The organism is Brevibacillus ginsengisoli (genome assembly GCF_050113715.1).
GTDB classification, from domain to species: Bacteria; Bacillota; Bacilli; order Brevibacillales; family Brevibacillaceae; genus Brevibacillus_H; species Brevibacillus_H ginsengisoli.
This window is the reverse complement of sequence record NZ_JBNJQR010000012.1, coordinates 118,452-136,870: the sequence shown is the minus strand read 5'-3', so window position 1 is coordinate 136,870 and position 18,419 is coordinate 118,452. Positions and strand designations below refer to the sequence as shown.

The 18,419-nt window shown below is 41.7% G+C and carries 17 protein-coding genes, 1 tRNA gene, 1 rRNA gene and 1 other annotated feature; of the genes, 15 read left to right on the top strand and 4 right to left on the bottom strand.

Going from position 1 to position 18,419, the window contains the following annotated elements; all coding sequences use genetic code 11:
- Positions 1-95, top strand: a 23S ribosomal RNA gene (locus ACQCN2_RS21760); the annotation flags it as partial.
- Positions 96-385: 290 nt separating this feature from the next.
- A complete protein-coding gene (locus ACQCN2_RS21755; protein ID WP_426931059.1) occupies positions 386-1,579 on the top strand; it encodes a putative glycoside hydrolase in 1,194 nt (397 codons plus the stop codon).
- A 10-nt stretch (positions 1,580-1,589) separates the two neighbouring features.
- On the opposite strand, the gene ACQCN2_RS21750 is transcribed toward ACQCN2_RS21755, so the two are convergent.
- Positions 1,590-2,561, bottom strand: a complete 972-nt coding sequence (locus ACQCN2_RS21750) for a YaaC family protein (protein WP_426931058.1) — start codon at positions 2,559-2,561, stop codon at positions 1,590-1,592.
- Between the two features lie 178 nt (positions 2,562-2,739).
- Here ACQCN2_RS21750 and guaB point away from each other — a divergent pair, with 178 nt between their 5' ends.
- The 5 genes from guaB to serS all read left to right on the top strand — a co-directional run bounded on the left by guaB (position 2,740) and on the right by serS (position 9,036).
- Complete coding sequence (gene guaB, locus ACQCN2_RS21745; protein ID WP_426931057.1) at positions 2,740-4,200, top strand: IMP dehydrogenase; 1,461 nt, start codon at positions 2,740-2,742, stop codon at positions 4,198-4,200.
- 280 nt (positions 4,201-4,480) lie between these two features.
- Complete coding sequence (locus ACQCN2_RS21740; protein ID WP_426931056.1) at positions 4,481-5,785, top strand: D-alanyl-D-alanine carboxypeptidase family protein; 1,305 nt, start codon at positions 4,481-4,483, stop codon at positions 5,783-5,785.
- Positions 5,786-5,920: 135 nt separating this feature from the next.
- Positions 5,921-6,805 (top strand): pyridoxal 5'-phosphate synthase lyase subunit PdxS, encoded by an 885-nt coding sequence (gene pdxS, locus ACQCN2_RS21735; protein WP_426931055.1) that lies wholly within the window; start codon positions 5,921-5,923, stop codon positions 6,803-6,805.
- 1 nt (position 6,806) lies between these two features.
- Positions 6,807-7,406 (top strand): pyridoxal 5'-phosphate synthase glutaminase subunit PdxT, encoded by a 600-nt coding sequence (pdxT, locus tag ACQCN2_RS21730; protein ID WP_426931054.1) that lies wholly within the window; start codon positions 6,807-6,809, stop codon positions 7,404-7,406.
- 63 nt (positions 7,407-7,469) lie between these two features.
- Positions 7,470-7,696 (top strand) — a binding site (T-box leader).
- A 53-nt stretch (positions 7,697-7,749) separates the two neighbouring features.
- Complete coding sequence (gene serS, locus ACQCN2_RS21725) at positions 7,750-9,036, top strand: serine--tRNA ligase (protein WP_426931053.1); 1,287 nt, start codon at positions 7,750-7,752, stop codon at positions 9,034-9,036.
- Between the two features lie 56 nt (positions 9,037-9,092).
- Here the strand turns inward: serS and ACQCN2_RS21720 are convergent, their stop codons facing one another.
- The gene (locus tag ACQCN2_RS21720) at positions 9,093-9,569 is read right to left on the bottom strand and encodes a DUF2231 domain-containing protein (protein WP_426931052.1); all 477 of its coding nucleotides are present in this window, start codon (positions 9,567-9,569) and stop codon (positions 9,093-9,095) included.
- A 294-nt stretch (positions 9,570-9,863) separates the two neighbouring features.
- On the opposite strand from ACQCN2_RS21720, the gene ACQCN2_RS21715 reads away from it, so the two are divergent.
- Positions 9,864-10,544 carry a response regulator transcription factor gene (locus ACQCN2_RS21715; protein WP_426931065.1) on the top strand — a complete coding sequence of 227 codons (681 nt, stop codon included), beginning with the start codon at positions 9,864-9,866 and terminating at the stop codon, positions 10,542-10,544.
- Entirely contained in the window at positions 10,541-12,313 is a 1,773-nt protein-coding gene (locus ACQCN2_RS21710; protein WP_426931051.1) for a sensor histidine kinase, read from the top strand. The genes ACQCN2_RS21715 and ACQCN2_RS21710 overlap by 4 nt, the downstream gene beginning before the upstream one ends.
- A 207-nt stretch (positions 12,314-12,520) precedes the next feature.
- On the opposite strand, the gene ACQCN2_RS21705 is transcribed toward ACQCN2_RS21710, so the two are convergent.
- Positions 12,521-12,596, bottom strand: a tRNA-Arg gene (locus ACQCN2_RS21705).
- Positions 12,597-12,816: 220 nt separating this feature from the next.
- Between ACQCN2_RS21705 and ACQCN2_RS21700 the strand changes: the two genes are divergently transcribed.
- From ACQCN2_RS21700 to ACQCN2_RS21685, 4 genes are all read left to right on the top strand, one after another.
- Entirely contained in the window at positions 12,817-13,461 is a 645-nt protein-coding gene (locus ACQCN2_RS21700; protein ID WP_426931050.1) for a C40 family peptidase, read from the top strand.
- Positions 13,439-14,074 (top strand): hypothetical protein, encoded by a 636-nt coding sequence (locus ACQCN2_RS21695; RefSeq protein WP_426931049.1) that lies wholly within the window; start codon positions 13,439-13,441, stop codon positions 14,072-14,074. Before ACQCN2_RS21700 ends, ACQCN2_RS21695 begins: the two co-directional genes overlap by 23 nt.
- Before the next feature lie 57 nt (positions 14,075-14,131).
- Entirely contained in the window at positions 14,132-14,677 is a 546-nt protein-coding gene (locus tag ACQCN2_RS21690; protein ID WP_426931048.1) for a hypothetical protein, read from the top strand.
- 86 nt (positions 14,678-14,763) lie between these two features.
- Positions 14,764-15,210 carry a hypothetical protein gene (locus ACQCN2_RS21685; protein WP_426931047.1) on the top strand — a complete coding sequence of 149 codons (447 nt, stop codon included), beginning with the start codon at positions 14,764-14,766 and terminating at the stop codon, positions 15,208-15,210.
- Positions 15,211-15,391: 181 nt separating this feature from the next.
- Here the strand turns inward: ACQCN2_RS21685 and ACQCN2_RS21680 are convergent, their stop codons facing one another.
- Entirely contained in the window at positions 15,392-16,456 is a 1,065-nt protein-coding gene (locus tag ACQCN2_RS21680; RefSeq protein ID WP_426931046.1) for a copper amine oxidase N-terminal domain-containing protein, read from the bottom strand.
- Positions 16,457-16,662: 206 nt separating this feature from the next.
- Here ACQCN2_RS21680 and ACQCN2_RS21675 point away from each other — a divergent pair, with 206 nt between their 5' ends.
- Together ACQCN2_RS21675 and ACQCN2_RS21670 are read left to right on the top strand one after the other, a co-directional pair.
- Positions 16,663-17,562 carry an AEC family transporter gene (locus ACQCN2_RS21675; RefSeq protein ID WP_426931045.1) on the top strand — a complete coding sequence of 300 codons (900 nt, stop codon included), beginning with the start codon at positions 16,663-16,665 and terminating at the stop codon, positions 17,560-17,562.
- Between the two features lie 11 nt (positions 17,563-17,573).
- Entirely contained in the window at positions 17,574-18,377 is an 804-nt protein-coding gene (locus ACQCN2_RS21670; protein ID WP_426931044.1) for a TrmB family transcriptional regulator, read from the top strand.
- Positions 18,378-18,419: the final 42 nt, after the last annotated feature.

Here is an 18,419-nt window from a genome sequence, read left to right as displayed (position 1 = left end):
AAGACCCCTCATAGACGATGAGGTTGATAGGTTCGGTGTGGAAGTGCGGCAACGCATGGAGCTGACGAATACTAATCGGTCGAGGACTTATCCACGTTTAATCCCTTAGCATATCGAGTGTATCCAGTTTTGAAGGTACAAATAAACGGAAGAAAAAGCCTTGATGAATCTACTCAATTGAGTAAATTCATCAAGGCTTTTTTGCTATAACAGAACTAAATTCGATAGCGGCCAACATTTGCTATATGTGGGATCCAGATAAAAACAATACATAAATGGAAATGCTGCACGCCCCTGTAAATAAAGGAATAAATTTTCAAACAAGGTATCAGGGCAATCTTGTCATACTAAAGAAAAAAACTGCCTGGTAAAAGGGAGGGTTCAGATGAAAAATGGTAAACCCTTAATTGTTTTCCTTTTCCTCTTGGGAATGGGAGGTTACGCTTATATATTTTTGGATAGTGAAATAGCGGAGGCTGCCCAGAGCAAAAAAGTACAGCAACCCATCATTCAGAGAGATAAATGGAGTGAAGATACGCTGCTTTCTTCACCGGACTTACTATACAGAAGTAAACAGTCTGTTAAAGTGAAAGGAATTTACTTATCGGGGAGATCAGCTGGAGGAGAGAAGTTCAACAAACTCCTTCAATTTGTACGTGAAACTGAACTGAATTCCATGGTGATCGACATGAAAGAGGATGAAGGAAAGGTGACGTATCGATCATCTATCCCTTTGGTGAAGACGTTACAAAGCGATCAGAAGAGGTTCATATCCGATATTGACTCAATTATTCAAACCATGCGCGATCACCATATCTATCCGATTGCGAGGATCGTCTGTTTTAAGGATCCATTATTAGCGACGAGAAAAATGGATTGGGCTATGCACAAAACACAAGGTGGACTTTGGCGAGACGCCCAAGGAGTGCTTTGGATTGATCCGTATCGAGTTGAAGTCTGGGACTATAACGTTCAATTGGCCAAAGAAGCAGCCATGAAAGGATTCAAAGAAATTCAGTTTGATTATGTGCGATTCCCAACCAATGGTCAAAAGGTTGATCAGGAAGTAGCCTTTTATCAACCGGATGGAAAGAAAAAGAAACAGCTTATCGCCGATTTTCTGGCGTATGCCCGCAAAGAATTAGAGCCTTTTCATGTGTATATATCTGTGGATGTGTTTGGCTTGGTTCCATCCGTCTCTGACGATATGGGGATAGGACAACAGTGGGAGTATCTGAGTGAGCAAGCCGATTACATATCCCCCATGATGTATCCGTCTCATTATGCAAACGGTACGTATGGGATCAAGGTTCCCGATGCGCAACCGTATGCAACCATTGTTGCTGGTTTACGCGATGCAAAGAGAAAGAACAACCTGATGCGGCAACAGAAGAAAAATACCGCAGTGATTCGTCCTTGGTATCAGGACTTTACAGCAAGATGGTTAAAAAACCATATGACTTATGGCAGCAAACAGGTCCGGGAGCAAATTCAAGCAGGGTACGCGGTTGGCGTAGATCAGTATCTGATCTGGGACGCAACCAATACGTATAGTAAAGCTGCTTGGGAAAGGAAGTAGAGAAAGTCTTTTATTCAAAATGGTTCCAAATATATTGTGGAAATTCAATCTCATGCGTACGCAAAAATTGCTCGACTAAATAAATCTCCGCATACGAGTGAGACAGGACAAGCTCTCCCCACCAGGCTGTCTCATACCGACATAACATGCCAAGCAAATATAAAAGCAAATAATGTGTGGCCCACTTTGGGAGAGGAGGGTCATCAGTTGAGTGATTCCAAAAATATAGGTTCTCAGCATGTTTTGAAAAAAGTGGGTGCCGGGTCAGATGTGGAAGAAGTACAGGATCAAAGCTAACGGTCTTCGTTGCAGAAGTTGAATAGTCTTGTAGATCCTTGTCCTCAAAACGAGCTGGAATATCTTCAGGCAATAAGCGATTCAACAAATCAAGAAAGGTTTCTGAAGAATAAAGGAGCATTCCATTCTCAACTTTAGGGAAGGTTAACACATATCGATCATGACTAGCTCCCAATGAAACCTTATGCCAGTATCGCTTCTCCACCAATCGATTAAGGTCTTGGTGCATCTCCGGTAAATAAGAAAACAACTGGTGAACGGTATAACGGTCGGACATGATTGGGAGTGGAAACTTTATGGCGAGTACGGAAAAAAGTCCTTCTTTTTGCGGGCGAACCTCATCCTCAAGCAAGCTGTAAGGATTTCGTTTGATTTTACGAGTGGAAGCGCCATGTTGTAACATTCTCGTGTTTTGCGGATAGAGAGGGTCTTGGGAAATCAGTAAGGCTTTGAGCAAATTAATACATCCGTAGAATAGCAACAGCGGTTTTATTAATAAATCAGCACCTTGTGCCGCCTGATAATAAGCGCGAGCCTGTTTGATTGTGTATAAAAAACGATTACTTTGATGAAAAGCATGGCGATCAGGATGGGCGATCTGTTGAAGCTGATATTGGTGGCAAAGAAATTTACGGGCGGTTGGTTCTGTTTCCAAATAACGATAATCCTTCCAGCTTGTAAGCATTCAATAAGTTCACCTCAAGAACAGAATATTCGCAAAATAATGCGATGCCATCTAATTTCGGTCCATCTAAACCCTATTTTTTCCTGATATTACGAACGTTATAAGCATTTCTTGACATTAAATTAAGTGGTTTGCTAAACTGGATAAAACATTTTCGGGGCGAAAGGGGATAACCGTAGTGTGGCAAAATAAGTTTGTGAAGGAAGGACTAACTTTTGACGATGTTCTGTTAGTTCCGGCTAAGTCAGAGATTCTCCCAAGGGATGTAGAGGTTTCCACTCAATTAAGCAAATCTGTGAAATTAAATATTCCACTGATTAGTGCTGGGATGGACACCGTAACCGAATCTGGGTTGGCTATTGCGATGGCTCGCCAGGGTGGTATTGGTATTATCCATAAAAACATGACCATTGAACAACAAGCTGGTGAGGTGGATCGTGTTAAACGGTCGGAAAGTGGCGTAATCACTAATCCGTTCTCCCTTACAAAAAGTCATCGTGTAGCTGACGCGGATGAATTGATGGGTAAATATCGTATCTCTGGGGTGCCGATCGTTGATGAGAAGAACCATCTCATTGGTATCCTTACAAACCGCGACCTTCGTTTTGTTCACGATTTCTCCACTCCAATTGCTGACGTGATGACCAGAGAAAATCTGGTTACTGCCCCAGTTGGCACTACATTACAACAAGCGGAAGAGATTCTGCAGAAACATAAAATTGAGAAGCTCCCATTAGTGGATGATCATAACGTTCTCAAAGGTTTAATTACCATTAAGGATATTGAGAAAGCCATCCAGTATCCAAACGCTGCCAAAGATGTACAAGGAAGACTCTTGTGTGGAGCTGCAGTAGGTGTATCCGCTGATTTAGATGAACGCGCAGCTGCATTGGTAAAAGCAGGGGTAGATGTTCTTACTGTCGATACAGCCCATGGTCATTCCCGTGGCGTACTGGAAGCGGTTCGTAAACTTCGCAAAGAGTATCCAGACCTCACCATTATCGCAGGAAACGTAGCAACTGGCGAAGCGACACGTGACCTGATTGAAGCTGGTGCTTCCGTGATCAAAGTTGGTATTGGGCCGGGTTCAATTTGTACAACCCGTGTCGTTGCGGGCATTGGTGTTCCACAAATTACCGCCATTTACGATTGTGCCTCTGTAGCAAGAGAATACAACATCCCGATTATTGCGGATGGTGGTATCAAATATTCCGGTGATTTGCCAAAAGCCGTTGGAGCTGGTGCTTCGGCAATTATGATCGGAAGTCTTTTCGCTGGTACAGAAGAAAGCCCTGGCGAATTCGAGATTTTCCAAGGACGACGATTCAAAGTGTACCGAGGGATGGGTTCCATCGGAGCTATGAAAGCGGGAAGTAAAGACCGTTATTTCCAAGAAAACGAACAGAAGCTTGTCCCAGAAGGTATTGAAGGACGAGTTCCTTATAAAGGACCTCTGGCTGATGTGGTTTATCAATTAATTGGCGGTTTGCGTGCTGGTATGGGATACTGCGGAACGAAGAACATTAAGGAACTTCAAGACAACTCCTCCTTCATTCGTATTACGGGTGCGGGATTGCGTGAGAGCCATCCGCATGATGTTCAGATTACCAAGGAATCTCCAAACTACTCCATCTCCTAAAAAGTTGGAGGCCTCGATCTTATGCACAAACTGGTACCTGCAACGGGTGCCAGTTTTTCTAATTAAATGAAGAACAATCTATGAAAAAAGGGGCTTTTTTACTAGTGGAAGCCCTCCTATTACCTGCGAAAATCCCTATTGTTTATGGTACACTAGTGTTTGTGTGTATGCACAAAAACGGTTACAACCGTCTAACGATCGCTCGCGGTCACATCATGAAAAACGTGGGGGACGTTTTTCATAAAAACCTATGAAAAAATTTATGGGAGAGTGATACACAATGATGCAAAGATGGACAAAGCGGCTCACCATCTTGTTATTTGTTGTCGCCATTTTTGGTTCATCCTTGCTAGGGGCGTCTGTTCAAGTACAAGCAGCAGAGGTACAAGCTAATCTTGGTTTAGCGGTCAAATCAGCGATTCTGATTGAAGCATCTACTGGGAAGATCCTTTATTCCAGTAACCCTGACTTACCTCTACCACCAGCAAGTATGACGAAAATGATGACAGAGTATTTAGTACTTGAAGCGATTAAGCAAGGCAAAATTAAGTGGGACGAGAAGGTTCCGGTAAGTGATTATGCTTTCTTCATCGCCAAAATGGGGGATTCTTCTGGCGTTTATTTGAATAAGGGAGAATCGTTTAGTGTTCAAGAATTATATAAAGCAATGGCCATTGCATCTGCGAATGATGCGACCGCTTTGTTAGCGGAAAAGGTTGGCGGAAGTGAAGCCAACTTTGTTCAAATGATGAACGACAAGGCGAAGCAATTAGGAATGAAGAATTCTTACTTCGTAACGTGCACAGGTTTACCGGCAAATGAATTAGGTCCATACTCACCTCAAACAGAGAATAAAGACAACCTTATGACTGCGCGTGATTCGGCTATTCTCGCACGTTCGTTGATTCGTGATTTCCCGGAAGCTCTTGAATATTCTAAGATTCCACGTTTTGTATTCCGTCAAGGACAACCAGGGGAACAGAAAAAGGCAAACTATAACTGGATGCTTCCAGGTTTGAATAATGAGTATCCTGGCGTAGATGGATTGAAAACTGGGCATACAGATCAAGCGGGATATTGTTTTACAGGAACCGCTATGCGTGATGGAATGCGACTCATTAGCGTCGTGATGGGTTCTGACAGTGAAACTAAGCGATTTGGAGAAACGAAAAAACTGTTTGACTATGGTTTCAGCACCTACAAGCTAACCAAAAAAGCCCCCCAAGGTTCTCCGGTCAAGGGCTATGAAACTGCCCCAGTGAAAAAAGGTGTAGAATTAACGGTTCCAGTTGAATTGGGCAGTGACGCTATGTTGCTTTCCAAAGTGGGTGAAGAGAACAAATTAAAACCAACAGTTGTACTGAACGATTTGACAGCTCCTATCAAAAAAGGACAAGTTGTCGGAAAGTTGATTTATAAAGCGGATGGGGCAACAGAAAATGATTATCTTCAACCAGATGACCTCCAAAAAGGCGGCATTGACTTGGTTGCTTCCCAAGATGTAGAAGAAGGAAGCTGGATTCGCTTGTTCTTTAGAAGCATCATTCAATTTTTCAGCAATATTTTTAAAGGTGTTGTTGGATAAATTTTAATGGTTGCTCGGGGCTTCCAAAACCTAGTAATTTGGTTGTCATTCATCTATTCCATGGTTTAATATAGAGGTGTTTAATAGCTTTTTCACAGTGAAAATAAAGTGAACATACGTAGGGGGCTATGATCAATGGTTGAAATTGGAACATCTCGCGTAAAACGAGGAATGGCAGAAATGCAAAAAGGCGGCGTCATCATGGACGTTGTCAATGCAGAACAGGCAAAGATCGCAGAAGCAGCAGGTGCTGTAGCCGTAATGGCACTTGAGCGAGTACCGTCTGATATTCGTGCTGCCGGTGGCGTAGCTCGTATGGCAGACCTTAGTATTGTCGAAGAAGTATTGAATGCCGTTTCCATTCCAGTCATGGCCAAAGCTCGTATTGGTCACTTCGTAGAAGCTCGCGTACTTGAATCTATGGGTGTTGACTACCTAGATGAGAGTGAAGTTTTAACCCCGGCTGATGAAGTGTACCATATCAATAAAAAAGAATTTACAGTTCCATTCGTATGTGGTGCCCGCGATCTTGGTGAAGCACTCCGCCGTATCGGTGAAGGCGCATCCATGATCCGTACCAAAGGTGAACCAGGAACAGGCAACATCGTGGAAGCTGTTCGTCATATGCGTACCGTGCAAGCTCAAATCCGTCGTGTACAAAGCATGTCCTACGATGAATTGATGGCTGAAGCGAAAAACCTGGGTGCTCCTTACGATTTACTTGAGTATGTTCACAAAAATGGAAAATTGCCAGTCGTTAACTTTGCAGCTGGCGGCGTAGCGACTCCTTCTGATGCGGCGTTGATGATGCAATTGGGTTCTGACGGTGTATTCGTAGGATCCGGTATCTTCAAATCCGAAAACCCTGAGAAATTTGCTCGCGCGATCGTTGAAGCAACGACTCACTACACCGATTACGAATTGATCGCTCGTGTATCCAAAGGTCTTGGAACTGCCATGACAGGTATCGAGATCTCCAAAATCAAAGAAGCTGATCGTATGCAAGAGCGTGGTTGGTAAGATGAGTACAATCAACATTGGGGTGCTCGGCTTGCAAGGTGCAGTTGCTGAACATGTTCGCATGTTGGAAACTGCCGGAGTAGAAGTTCGAGTCGTGAAAAAGCTAGAAGACCTCGAAGGCTTGGACGGTTTGGTGATCCCAGGTGGAGAGAGCACAACCATCAGCAAGCTGATGAACAAGTACGGTTTCATGGAGGACATTCGTGAATTTGCTCACGTTGGAAAGCCGATCATGGGAACGTGCGCTGGGGCAATCCTACTCGCAAACCGTATTAATGGACAAGATGATAGTCACCTCAAATTGATGGATATCAAGGTAGAACGCAATGCGTTTGGCCGACAAAAGGAAAGCTTTGAAGTTGCCCTGCCTATAGCTGGGGTAGCGGAGGATTTTCCCGCTGTGTTTATCCGCGCGCCATATATCATGGAAGTCGGATTGAATGGGCAAATTTTATCCCAATACGAGGATAAAATTGTTGCGGCGCGAGATGGTCAATTCATCGCGTGCGCGTTTCATCCGGAACTGACAGAAGATAATCGATTCCATCAGTATTTCGTTTCGATGGTAAAAGAATATAAATCCCAAAAAGCACCTGTATAAGGTGCTTTTTTCTTTACATGTGTATAGAATCTGTAGTAAATTTAAAGAATAAAGGTATGATCTAGGAAAACGTTGACGAGAACAAGTACTCTGTTATCTAGCTGGTCAAGAGAGTCGGTGGATGGTGCAAACCGAACCAATGGACAGAAGAATCCATCTCGGAGTGGTGAGGGAATCAACCTCATACGGACGCACACCGTTATCGTGCAGTTGAGCGGGCTTTTTTGATCGTATTTGATTCAAGAAGCCAACGAGGGTGGCAACGCGGATGATAAGCATTCGTCCCTTTTACGGGATGAGTGTTTTTATTTTTGTCTAAATATGTATTGGAGGGATGTTCGCTATGTTAGACATCAAAGTATTGCGTCAGGATTTAGAAGGAGTACGCCAAAAACTTGCTTATCGCAATGAGGATATATCTTCACTTGATCAATTTGCGGAAGTGGATGAAAAGCGCCGCCAAGTGATCCAGGAGGGTGAAGCGCTCAAAAATAAACGAAATACCGTTTCTGAACAAGTAGCGGTACTGAAACGCAACAAAGAAAACGCTGATCATCTGATTGCTGAGATGAAAGACGTAAATGATCGAATCAAGGTTCTCGATGAAGAGCTTCGTCAACTAGATGAGCAACTGGAGCAAATTCTCTTGGGTCTGCCCAACTTGCCGCATGAGTCGACACCAATCGGAACAAGTGAAGACGACAACGTAGTAGCGAGAACCTGGGGAGAACCGAAAACCTTCGAATTTGAACCAAAACCGCACTGGGACTTGGCTCAGGATCTAGGTATCCTTGATTTTGAGGCAGCAGCGAAGGTAACAGGAAGCCGCTTTGTTTTCTATAAGGGTCTGGGAGCAAGACTGGAACGCGCGTTGTTCAACTTCATGCTGGATCTGCATGTGGACCAACACGGCTATGAAGAGGTTCTTCCTCCTTACATGGTGAACCGTGTGAGCATGACAGGCACAGGTCAGTTGCCAAAATTTGAAGAAGACGCGTTCAAAGTAGAAGGTCCTGATTATTTCTTGATCCCTACCGCAGAAGTACCAGTAACCAACATGCACCGCGATGAGATTCTGGATGGAGAGGCACTTCCCATTCGCTATGCGGCGTTTAGCGCATGCTTCCGCTCTGAGGCGGGTTCCGCTGGTCGCGATACTCGTGGACTGATTCGTCAGCACCAATTTAACAAGGTCGAATTGGTGAAATTCGTGAAACCGGAAGACTCTTATCAAGAGCTGGAAAGCCTGGTTGGCAACGCGGAAAAAGTTCTTCAATTACTTGGCTTGCCATACCGTGTCATGAGCATGTGTACTGGAGATCTAGGCTTCACTGCAGCGAAAAAATACGATATTGAAGTGTGGATTCCAAGCTACAACACGTATCGTGAAATCTCTTCTTGCTCTAACTTCGAAGACTTCCAAGCGCGTCGTGCCAGCATTCGTTTCCGTCGCGACACGAAGAGCAAGCCGGAATTCGTGCATACATTGAACGGTTCTGGACTGGCCATTGGACGTACAGTAGCTGCGCTGATCGAGAATTATCAGCAAGCTGACGGTACGATTGTGATTCCTGAAGCCCTTCGACCATATATGGGTGGACTCGAAAAAATTACAGGTAAAAATAAATAAGCTTGCATAAAAGCTCATCAAAAAATGGCTCCCAAAATACTTTGGGAGCCATTTTACTAGTCGTGGTCTTCTGCACCTTGTTCATGCTCTTGAACCGCATTGGGGTTGCCTAATTGGCTTTGGTAAACGATTTTGCCGCCTAGATGTCCCGTTTGAACGAGAAAACCGGTACCTACCAGAGAAAGAACAACAACGAGTGGGAGCAAGGTACGAGAAAACTTGTTAAGCCATGGGAGAATCTTAATCGCTAAAATAATTCCAAAAACAATCAATGTCCAAAGGGCAAATGTCTCGTGAGGAGAAACGAAGCTTTCGAGATCACCGCCAAAATGCTTTCCGACAAATTCTTCTCCTCCATCACCTGTAAGGTAAGCTGCAATACCTCCAAGGAAACCGCCAAGGAACAGATAGGTGGCGATTCGGTCAAATGGATCCCGCTTCCAAATAGCTAACAATTGAGCAAGAACACCAGCAGTCAATAATGCGATAGGGAAATGAACAAGTACAGGATGTAGAGGCATTTCGGTAAACATCAAAAATCGCTCCTTTTCAGATCATGCTATTTTCTGGGATTATTCTAACAAGTCATTCTGAAAATAGTCTGAAAAAAGGATGAAAAATTTGAGGGAATATGAGAAAAAATCTGAAAACTATGGAAAATAACTATAAATAGTCTAAAATAGTAATGTTCTTCCAAAAGATGCAATGGGTAGGTACTCCTTTTTTCGTAACATGAATCTCTTGATACATAAGATATCGGATTTATTAAAACGATTTATGTGTCTAATAATTCGATCTGTTTAATGAACTTATTTGGATAGAGGGGAATTATGAAGAACATTCTCTTAGTTGAAGATGAGAACCGTATGCGAGAAATTGTAACTGACTACTTTAAACAAGAAAATTGGAATATTTATGAATGTGATAATGGTAGACAGGCTTTAGATCTATTTAGTTCCTATCAAATGGATCTTGTCATTTTAGACATAATGATTCCAAAAATTGATGGATGGACTGTATGTAAACGAATTCGCCAAAAATCAGATGTTCCTATTATCTTTCTTACGGCTCGTTCAGATGACGATGATAAACTAATGGGATTTGAGTTTGGAGCAGATGATTATGTTACGAAGCCGTTTAGTCCTAAAGTATTGGTCGCCAGGTCGAAAATACTAATGAAACGCGCCGAAGGTTTGATTGGCAAAGAGGAAAGAAATCTTTCTTACGGGAAGCTAACTATAAATGAGAAATCTCATCGAATCGAGGTTGATGGTAAAGAAGTTGATTTAGCTCCTAAAGAATTTGAACTGCTTCTTTATTTAGTGAAGAATCACGGAATTGTCTTATCACGAGAAAATATCCTGAATCGTGTGTGGGGATATATTTATCTGGGGGATGTGCGAACGGTTGATACACATATCAAAAAGATTCGCAGAAAACTTGGCTCAGTTGGGCATTATATTCGAACTGTGATGAGAATAGGATATAAATTTGAGGAGGAGAAATGATTAGATTTGGTATCGTCTATAAATTATTTCTCTTAATTTCTGTTTTTTTTCTCTTATCTTATTCTCTTGCGACTTATGGCCAAATGCTTTTTTTTGAAAAGTTCTACCAGAAACAAAAGGCAGAAAAGCTTCATCAAAATGTTGAGGCATTCCTTTCAGAGTATACACGGAGTAATTGGGATGAGCATACAATCACAGAAAAAATTTCACAGTTTTCATCAGAAACCAATGCTCAAGTTGCTATCATAGATGACAAATCAATTATTATGCACTTGAATATGCTGGGAATACTTCTACAGACAACGAATAAGGAAACTGTAAAGGTTTCATTTGATGATCTAACTCAACTAGAGTCACTAACCAAATCTAAACTAAGCTATGGGATGGAAGTAACCATTGACGGCTATTATTATGATAAAACAAGTAAGATTTTTGTACCTTTGGAGATTAGAACAAACCATAGGAACAATTCGATTATCTGGAAGTCAACGGAATCAGCTTTACCTGAAGCAACTGAACATATAAGCGGGAATGTAACTGACATTCTATTTCCGGGCAATGGGAATTTGCAAACTCAGTTTATGCAGGAAGGAATGATGTATGACGCGATCCATGAATGGTTCAGCAATTCTAAGAATTATTTGGTTGAGCTTAACAGGAATATATATGTTCAGTTCGAATGGATTGACCAGCTAAGTGGTATCAAAAACTTGATTGAAGTTTGTCGGGTTCCCAATATAAAAGGAAAAGATGAGCTAGCATTTGCCATGACATCCCTTCAACCGGTTGGTGAAGCAGTAGATACCATGAAAGTATATTTTGGTTACGTATTTATCGTCGTATTCATTGTTATGGTGATCATTGCATTTTTCATATCTAAAATGATCTCCAAGCCGTTAATTAACCTAAAAGAAGTTGCCCTTCGAATGGCCAAACTAGACTTCTCTGCAAAAGCCAATATTCGTTCAAACGACGAACTGGGAAGTTTAGCGGACAGTTTAAACAGGATGGCGTTTAATCTCAATCAAAGTATGCTTGAAATACAAAACTCAAATGAACAACTCGTAAAGGACATTGAGCGCAGATGTTCTCTGGAAAATATGCGAAAGGATTTTATCGCAAGTGCTTCTCATGAACTGAAAACGCCTCTAGGAATCATTCGGGCTTTTTCGGAGGGAGTACAGGATGGTATAGCCCAAGATAGGTTGGACCATTATATCCATGTGATTTTAGATGAGGTAGAAAAAATGGATGAGCTAGTGGAAGACATGCTCGAATTGTCTAAGCTGGAATCAAAAACCGTTTCGCTAAAAAAAGATAATTTTTGTATACAAACTTTGATTAGCGAGGTCATCGATAAATTTAGTTGTCATTTGGAGGAAAAGCAGCTTTATATCCATACATTCATAGATAAAGAAACAAACGTATTTGCAGATAAAAAAAGAATTGAACAGGTACTAGTCAATCTATTAAGCAATGCGGTCCGTTATTCTTTTCAAAAGAGTATAATTACAATCCAAGTCGCTATTCAAAGGGATTGTTCCCTTATTTCAGTTGAAAACAAAGGAAAGCCGATACCAGATCATCTTTTGGATTGCATCTGGGAACGATTTTATCGAGTGGAAGAGTCGAGGGGAAGAAAGTCTGGCGGAACCGGGCTAGGATTAGCAATTGTGAAAAATATTTTAGAATTGCACAAAAGCCAATTTGGAGTCCAGAATAAAGAGCAAGGAGTAAGTTTTTATTTTACGCTGCCTTTTGAACAATAGCATCCCTTTTCACATTTAAGAATAATGACGATCAGCTTTCCTTGTCCTCCTTTGATGATGATTGCGGTTGGCAGACCGGCTCTCATCTTATCATTGGGTTCAAAGGATGACTACTTATAGCTAAAAGCTTTCCGAAACCCCCAGTCGAACTGGGGGTTTTCATATACAAAAAGAAAAAACCTTGATACATCAAGGTTTTTTCGCTTATGGTGACCCCGAGAGGAATTGAACCTCCGACGCACAGTTTAGGAAACTGTCGCTCTATCCGCTGAGCTACGGGGACAGGTAGATATCATGATTAGAGTATTCCTTACTCTGTACCTACACTCCATTATATTGATGAGTCATGTTTTTGGCAAATCTAACACTTTTGTAATTTCAGGGCTACTTATTTTTCCTAATATATGTTTCCGGAAAGTTCATCCCGAGGACACAGTAAAGACACGCGAATCCCTTATATTGGTTATCAGATTGATAAATAAATGATAAGGGGATAAAGGAAAATGGAACCAATTCAGCGCAATTCCTACTCTACAAGACAGGACCTTCTAGCCAACAGCAGACAAATATCCAACTTGTATCTATTGCCGTCAAAGATGGAGCAAGCGGTAAAAAGTGAAGAGAAAAGGACCAAGCAGGACACTATAGAAATTAGTGATGATGCCTCTCGTTTATTTACGGCAACTCAATCAACTGATTCAGTTTCTGCAAGCGGCAAAAAACCGACCGCTGATGAGCAACGAACCAAGATACTGGATCAGGCAAAAAAATGGATAGGAAAAATTCCTTATGAACAACCGGGAGCTGGAACAGTCAATCTGAACAAAGTGAAGCCGAAGTCTATGGATTGTTCAGGTTTTACTTCATCAGTGTATCTTACTGAGTTAAATACAAATATTGGACGTACGACCAAAGATCAAGTTAAAGTAGGAACAGAAGTGAAAGTGGGCGGAAATTATAAGGTTGGGGATCTTATTTTTACTGATGGAGGGGGCCATGTTGGCATCTATGCAGGTGACGGAATGCTACTGCATGAAGGGCCACAGTCTAAAAACTCTGAAGGAAATGTAAAACTGACACCTCTGAAGTACATGAATGTAACAGCTGTACGTAGAGTCATTCAAGATGATGGAAGTATTAAACTGTAAACTAGAGGGAGTAAAAATGAAAAAAACAGTTGTAGTTCTTTGTGCTGCTTTCCTGATGTCCATTCTTAGTGGTTGTACTGATCCCAAGCCAACCGAAACTACTGAAAAAAAACAAGTAGCACAATCGACAGACTATCAAGCCGTAAGCAGCACTTACAAAAATGAAAAACTTGGGTTCTCTATTAGCTTTCCTGAGGCTTGGAAGGACAAATTTATCTGTAAGGATACAGAGTGGGGCGTGGATGTACAATACAAAGCAGCCAACTCTGAGAATGTTACCCTCTTTACCATTGAAATGGATACAGAAATTCAGTTTGCCATTGACGAAGCATATGTAGGGCTAAAGAAAAAACTTGGTGAGAGAGGGCCTGTCGTGGTTACTGTATTCTCTCCAACAGGAGCCGCATATGATGAAAAAAATGAAAAGGAAAAAAAAGATTACGAGGAATATTCCAAACTATTTAATGAAAAAGATTCGGTTTTAAAATCGTTTCAACTTCTGCCCGGCTATGATAAAGAGTCTTACGAAAAATTCCAGAAACTAAACAAAGAGAAAGATGAGAGTTTGCGAGACGATTACGAAAAATTGGGAAAGAAAAATTCACAAAATTAGGAATCGTATATTGAATTTAGTTGCGAATAAATAAACTAAGTACAAAGGATGATTTTAATGAAAAAGGTACTAACAGTATTGTTTTTAATGTCACTAATTTTAAATTCGTTTGCTATCTGTCCTTCTTCAGCTGGAGCAAAAACAATTTCAGTATCCCCAACAAATGTAGTACATGCTCCTGATCCAGGAGGTGGCGGTGCAGGCGGTGATTGGCAAGAAGTTGGGCGGTATAATGTAAGGCTCGATCCTCCTAGGGCATATACGGATCAAAAATACCATGTTCATGTATATGAAAAAAGTGGTGACGAAGTAGGAGTTGAGGCATGCGATGGGACAGAATCACACGGAAAAACTTTAGATGATGGAAAACTTAGCAAAAAAGATATTGAAAAGGTAAGAAATTCAGACATTTATAAAAAAGGAGCAAAAAAACAACAAAAACTTAAAGATGCACTCAAAGCAGTTGCAAAGAAAAACTATGATCTAAACGATGATAAGCAAGTAACGAGTGCTGCAAACATGATAATTGCTATGGTAGGGGATGTAATAATTGAAGTTTATGCAATTTCACAATGGAGAAGTTTTCTAAGGGCGGCAATGTAGTATTTGGATAATTTTATGTTATTGTTTTCTAGGAGTCTTTTTACGTTTGTAAGCTCACGGGATAATACCTAGCAGGAGATGATTTAATGTATCTAATGAAAAGGTTACTTCGAACTAAGAATTTAGAGTTTTTTAATGTTCAAAAAAGTTATATTGGAGACAAAATATGTTCAATCCTGTTAGTGGATATACGACGCCCTAGTAGTATTAATGACTTTCCTCATCTACTTGATCAATATGAACCGGGGGAAGATGATCACATCTTTAATAGGAAAAATGTCATCAAGGTTATTGTCTTTTCTCCATCAGAACTAGATAGTGAAGTCTGGGAAAATATAGGGTTAATGATCGATTGTCTAATTGATGTAAAGGAAAGTTGTGCTGCAGATGTTAAGTTTGAAAAAGTTGATATGAGTTTGGCATCGGCGTTTCCAGATATAACATTATTGGCTCCGTACATTGAAAAGTATGGTGAGGGTATAGAACTCCCAAAAATCCCAAAAGAGAACTTCAATTACCTATCACAAGATTAGAAACAAGACTTGCATTTGATAATGGTTACTACATAGGCTTCTATTAGATGAACATCCTTGACTCTATATAGTCCTCGTTTTTGCGGGGACTATTTGCTTTAATAGGATGTGGGTCACCATATGAATGAAAAACGCGAATTCCCGTACAGAGAACTCGCGTTTTTTTGTTTGTTTTTCCTGTTTATCTTGGGGCTACCACTTGATCTGCATGTTCAACGACTAGCTTGATGGCTTGGCCAATTGGCGGCAAGCTTCTAGTGGTTGCCGGGCCGTAGAATCCATAGACGATGCTTCCTTTTTTCAAGGCATCAGTTGTTACTGCCTGCTGAGTTCTGGCATCAATAATCGGTGTATCTTTGTTGATTATCAGAGCAATTTCCTCTAATGAATTGTCGCTTAATTTTTGCCCTTTGATCAGGACCTTCGCTTTTCCATCTTCTAACTTCGTTATGTCCATGACCTCTCCTGCTGTTCCTAACACGACTGGGGCTACGTCTTTATCGTTGACGATAATTTTTTTCGCGTTGGTAATTGGCGGCAGGCTCATGGTCATAATGGGATCGTGAACAAATTCTACAGATGTCCCCAGTTTCAGATCATTGATGGATAAGGGTTTATTCTCTTGATTCACGATGACTGTATCCGAACTGATCGTTAACACGACACCATCCGCGTTTCCATTGACGAGAATGGAGCCTTTTACTTTATCGCCTCGGGAAGCAAGGGTAACCTTGGAGATTGTCCCTTTTTGAGATATCGCTTGCAGAGGATCGTCGATTTTGATGGTTCCTTTTTGATCTGTGCTGACTTGGGCTTTTAATACTTGTTTGGCAAAAGACAAGGGAACATATGTATTTCCTTGGCGAGACTCGGGAGCTGTGCCTAAGGTAAGGTACATTTTCGCAAAGTTATACTGGTCCTTGCCCGGCGTGACGGCTGTCCATTGAGCGCCTTTAGTTAGTTCGGCACTTCGCTTTTCTTGATTCCATTTGATTTGGTAGCCCAGCTGTTCCGCCAATGGGCGCAAAGGAATCATGATCACTCCTTGTTTGTTGACATATACAGGTGTATTTTCAGAGGCTAATGGAGTTCCATTAATAATAAGCTGATAAGATACAGCTGAGCTTATCGGTTGTACGTGAACGTTTGGGTTAACAGGAGCTGTTGCCGCATAAACGGAAACGGAGCTGCTCACCGTCATGGCAGTCAACAAGGCAGCGCTAAGGATTTTTGATGTGATTTTCATTCTAGTTCCTCCTCTTCCTTAATGGGTATACTTCTTTGACTGTAGATCGGGAATATTCGTTTCAGTTACGGCCATCATTTTTGTTTATCAATAAAAAATCGGTGAAATAAACAGCGGATTCGGATACATTAATCCCCAAAATTCAGCTTGAATTTTCGAAAAACAATAGTTACTATTCAAGTAGTGACTAATGGGTGGTGGAGGATATGTTGGAAGCAATGGTCGTTGTGTTCGGTTTTATGGCGCTCGGATATGTGACACAACGAAGGGAAGAGATGAATCGCTCACTAGCAACTCTTTGTCTTTATTATTTAATTCCGATTCTGATTTTTCAGTCGTTTACTCATTCACAGGTTTCTTTGGGAGCATTGGGTCGGATTACCCTGCATTTTCTACTGACAACAGGAATTGTTTACGGCTTGTTACTGGTGATTATGAGACGCCTATATCCTCAATCCGAAGCTACTCAACAAGCGAAGTGGAACTCGTTAGCGGCTACACTGGCTAATGTAGGGTACTTCGGATTGGCTGTTGTCCGTTATGTTTTTGGAGAAGAGGCCGTTCCCTATGGTGTTGTTGTTGCACTGTCTTTTAACGTCTATATGGCGTTGTTTGGCTTTGCTCAGGTAGGCGATGTGTCAGATTGGAGAAGTCGCATCAGACGAACGGTACAGAATCCATATTTATTCGCGGTTGCCATCAGCTTGATATGGAGAGAATGGGGGGTTACGATGCCTGTATCCGTTGATCAATTCCTCGGATTAGCCGCACAAGCGACTTTGCCACTTACGCTCCTGTTAACAGGTGGTGAACTAAGGCGCAATTCCTTCCGACTGGATCAATTGAAAGAAGCGATTCTCGTAAGTGTTTTGAAACTCGTCTTGCCTGTTATCGTAGCCTATCCACTTGCCGAATGGTTAGCAGATAACAATTTGGAAAAAGCGGTAATGATCCTGATGTTCGGAATGCCAACATCCATCAATCTTTTGCTCTTGGCCAAAGAACAGCAGCGGGATACGAGTAGTTTAGCTATGGTTATTCTTCTAACAACCGTGGTCAGTCCCTTTTCGTTAGTAGGATTACTGCATGTATTAGGAATGAGGTAGGGGGAATTGGTATGAATCAGCTATGGGAGATGCTGCAAAGCTTCGGGATGACGCAATACGAAGCAAAAGCCTATATTTCTCTGGTTAGTCAGGGAACCACCAATGCTTATCAAATCAGCAAGGAGTCTGGACTGCCCCGAGCGAGAGTCTATGATACCCTGGTTTCACTCGTCAATCGTGGAGCGGTAATGGTTGAAGAAGAGGATGACGGCTCGAAGTTGTATACAGCTGTTCCCGTCGAGGTTTTCTTAGATAAAGTGAAGAAAAAATGGGAGACCACTTATCATACCGTAGAAACTGAACTGAAGAAGCTGGAGAACAAAGGTCCTTCAAAAGAGAATTATGTCGCGACAGTTCGTGGCGCAGAGAATATCTTATCGTTTTGTCGTATGCTGATCAGACGAGCTAGCTTTCAGATTACATTATCGGTTTGGAACGAGATGTATCAGGAACTGGAGGAGGATTTGCGGAAGCGGGAGCGAGAAGGGGTACGCATTCGTGGAATTGCATTTCAGGTTGACCATCCGATGAGCGGATTGCATCAGCATCGAATGAATGATTACATGAGAAGCTTGAACCAGGAGAATTGGTTTATCCTGTCCATCGACAGTAAAGAGCTGTTGTATGGACATTCTATCGTACGCGACGGCAATGCGTTCTATACAGATGATCCTGTTCATCTGTATTTATTGGAAGATTACATCTGGCACGATGTGTTGGTTAACCAGTTGGTTGCCAAAGGAGAACAGGAGATTCTAGATCAATGGATTATCCCGGAAATGAATGCCTTTTTTGGTAAACTGCACAACCTGTAACATTTGTCACAGAAAATTAAAAGTTTTGGGAAAAACGAAATA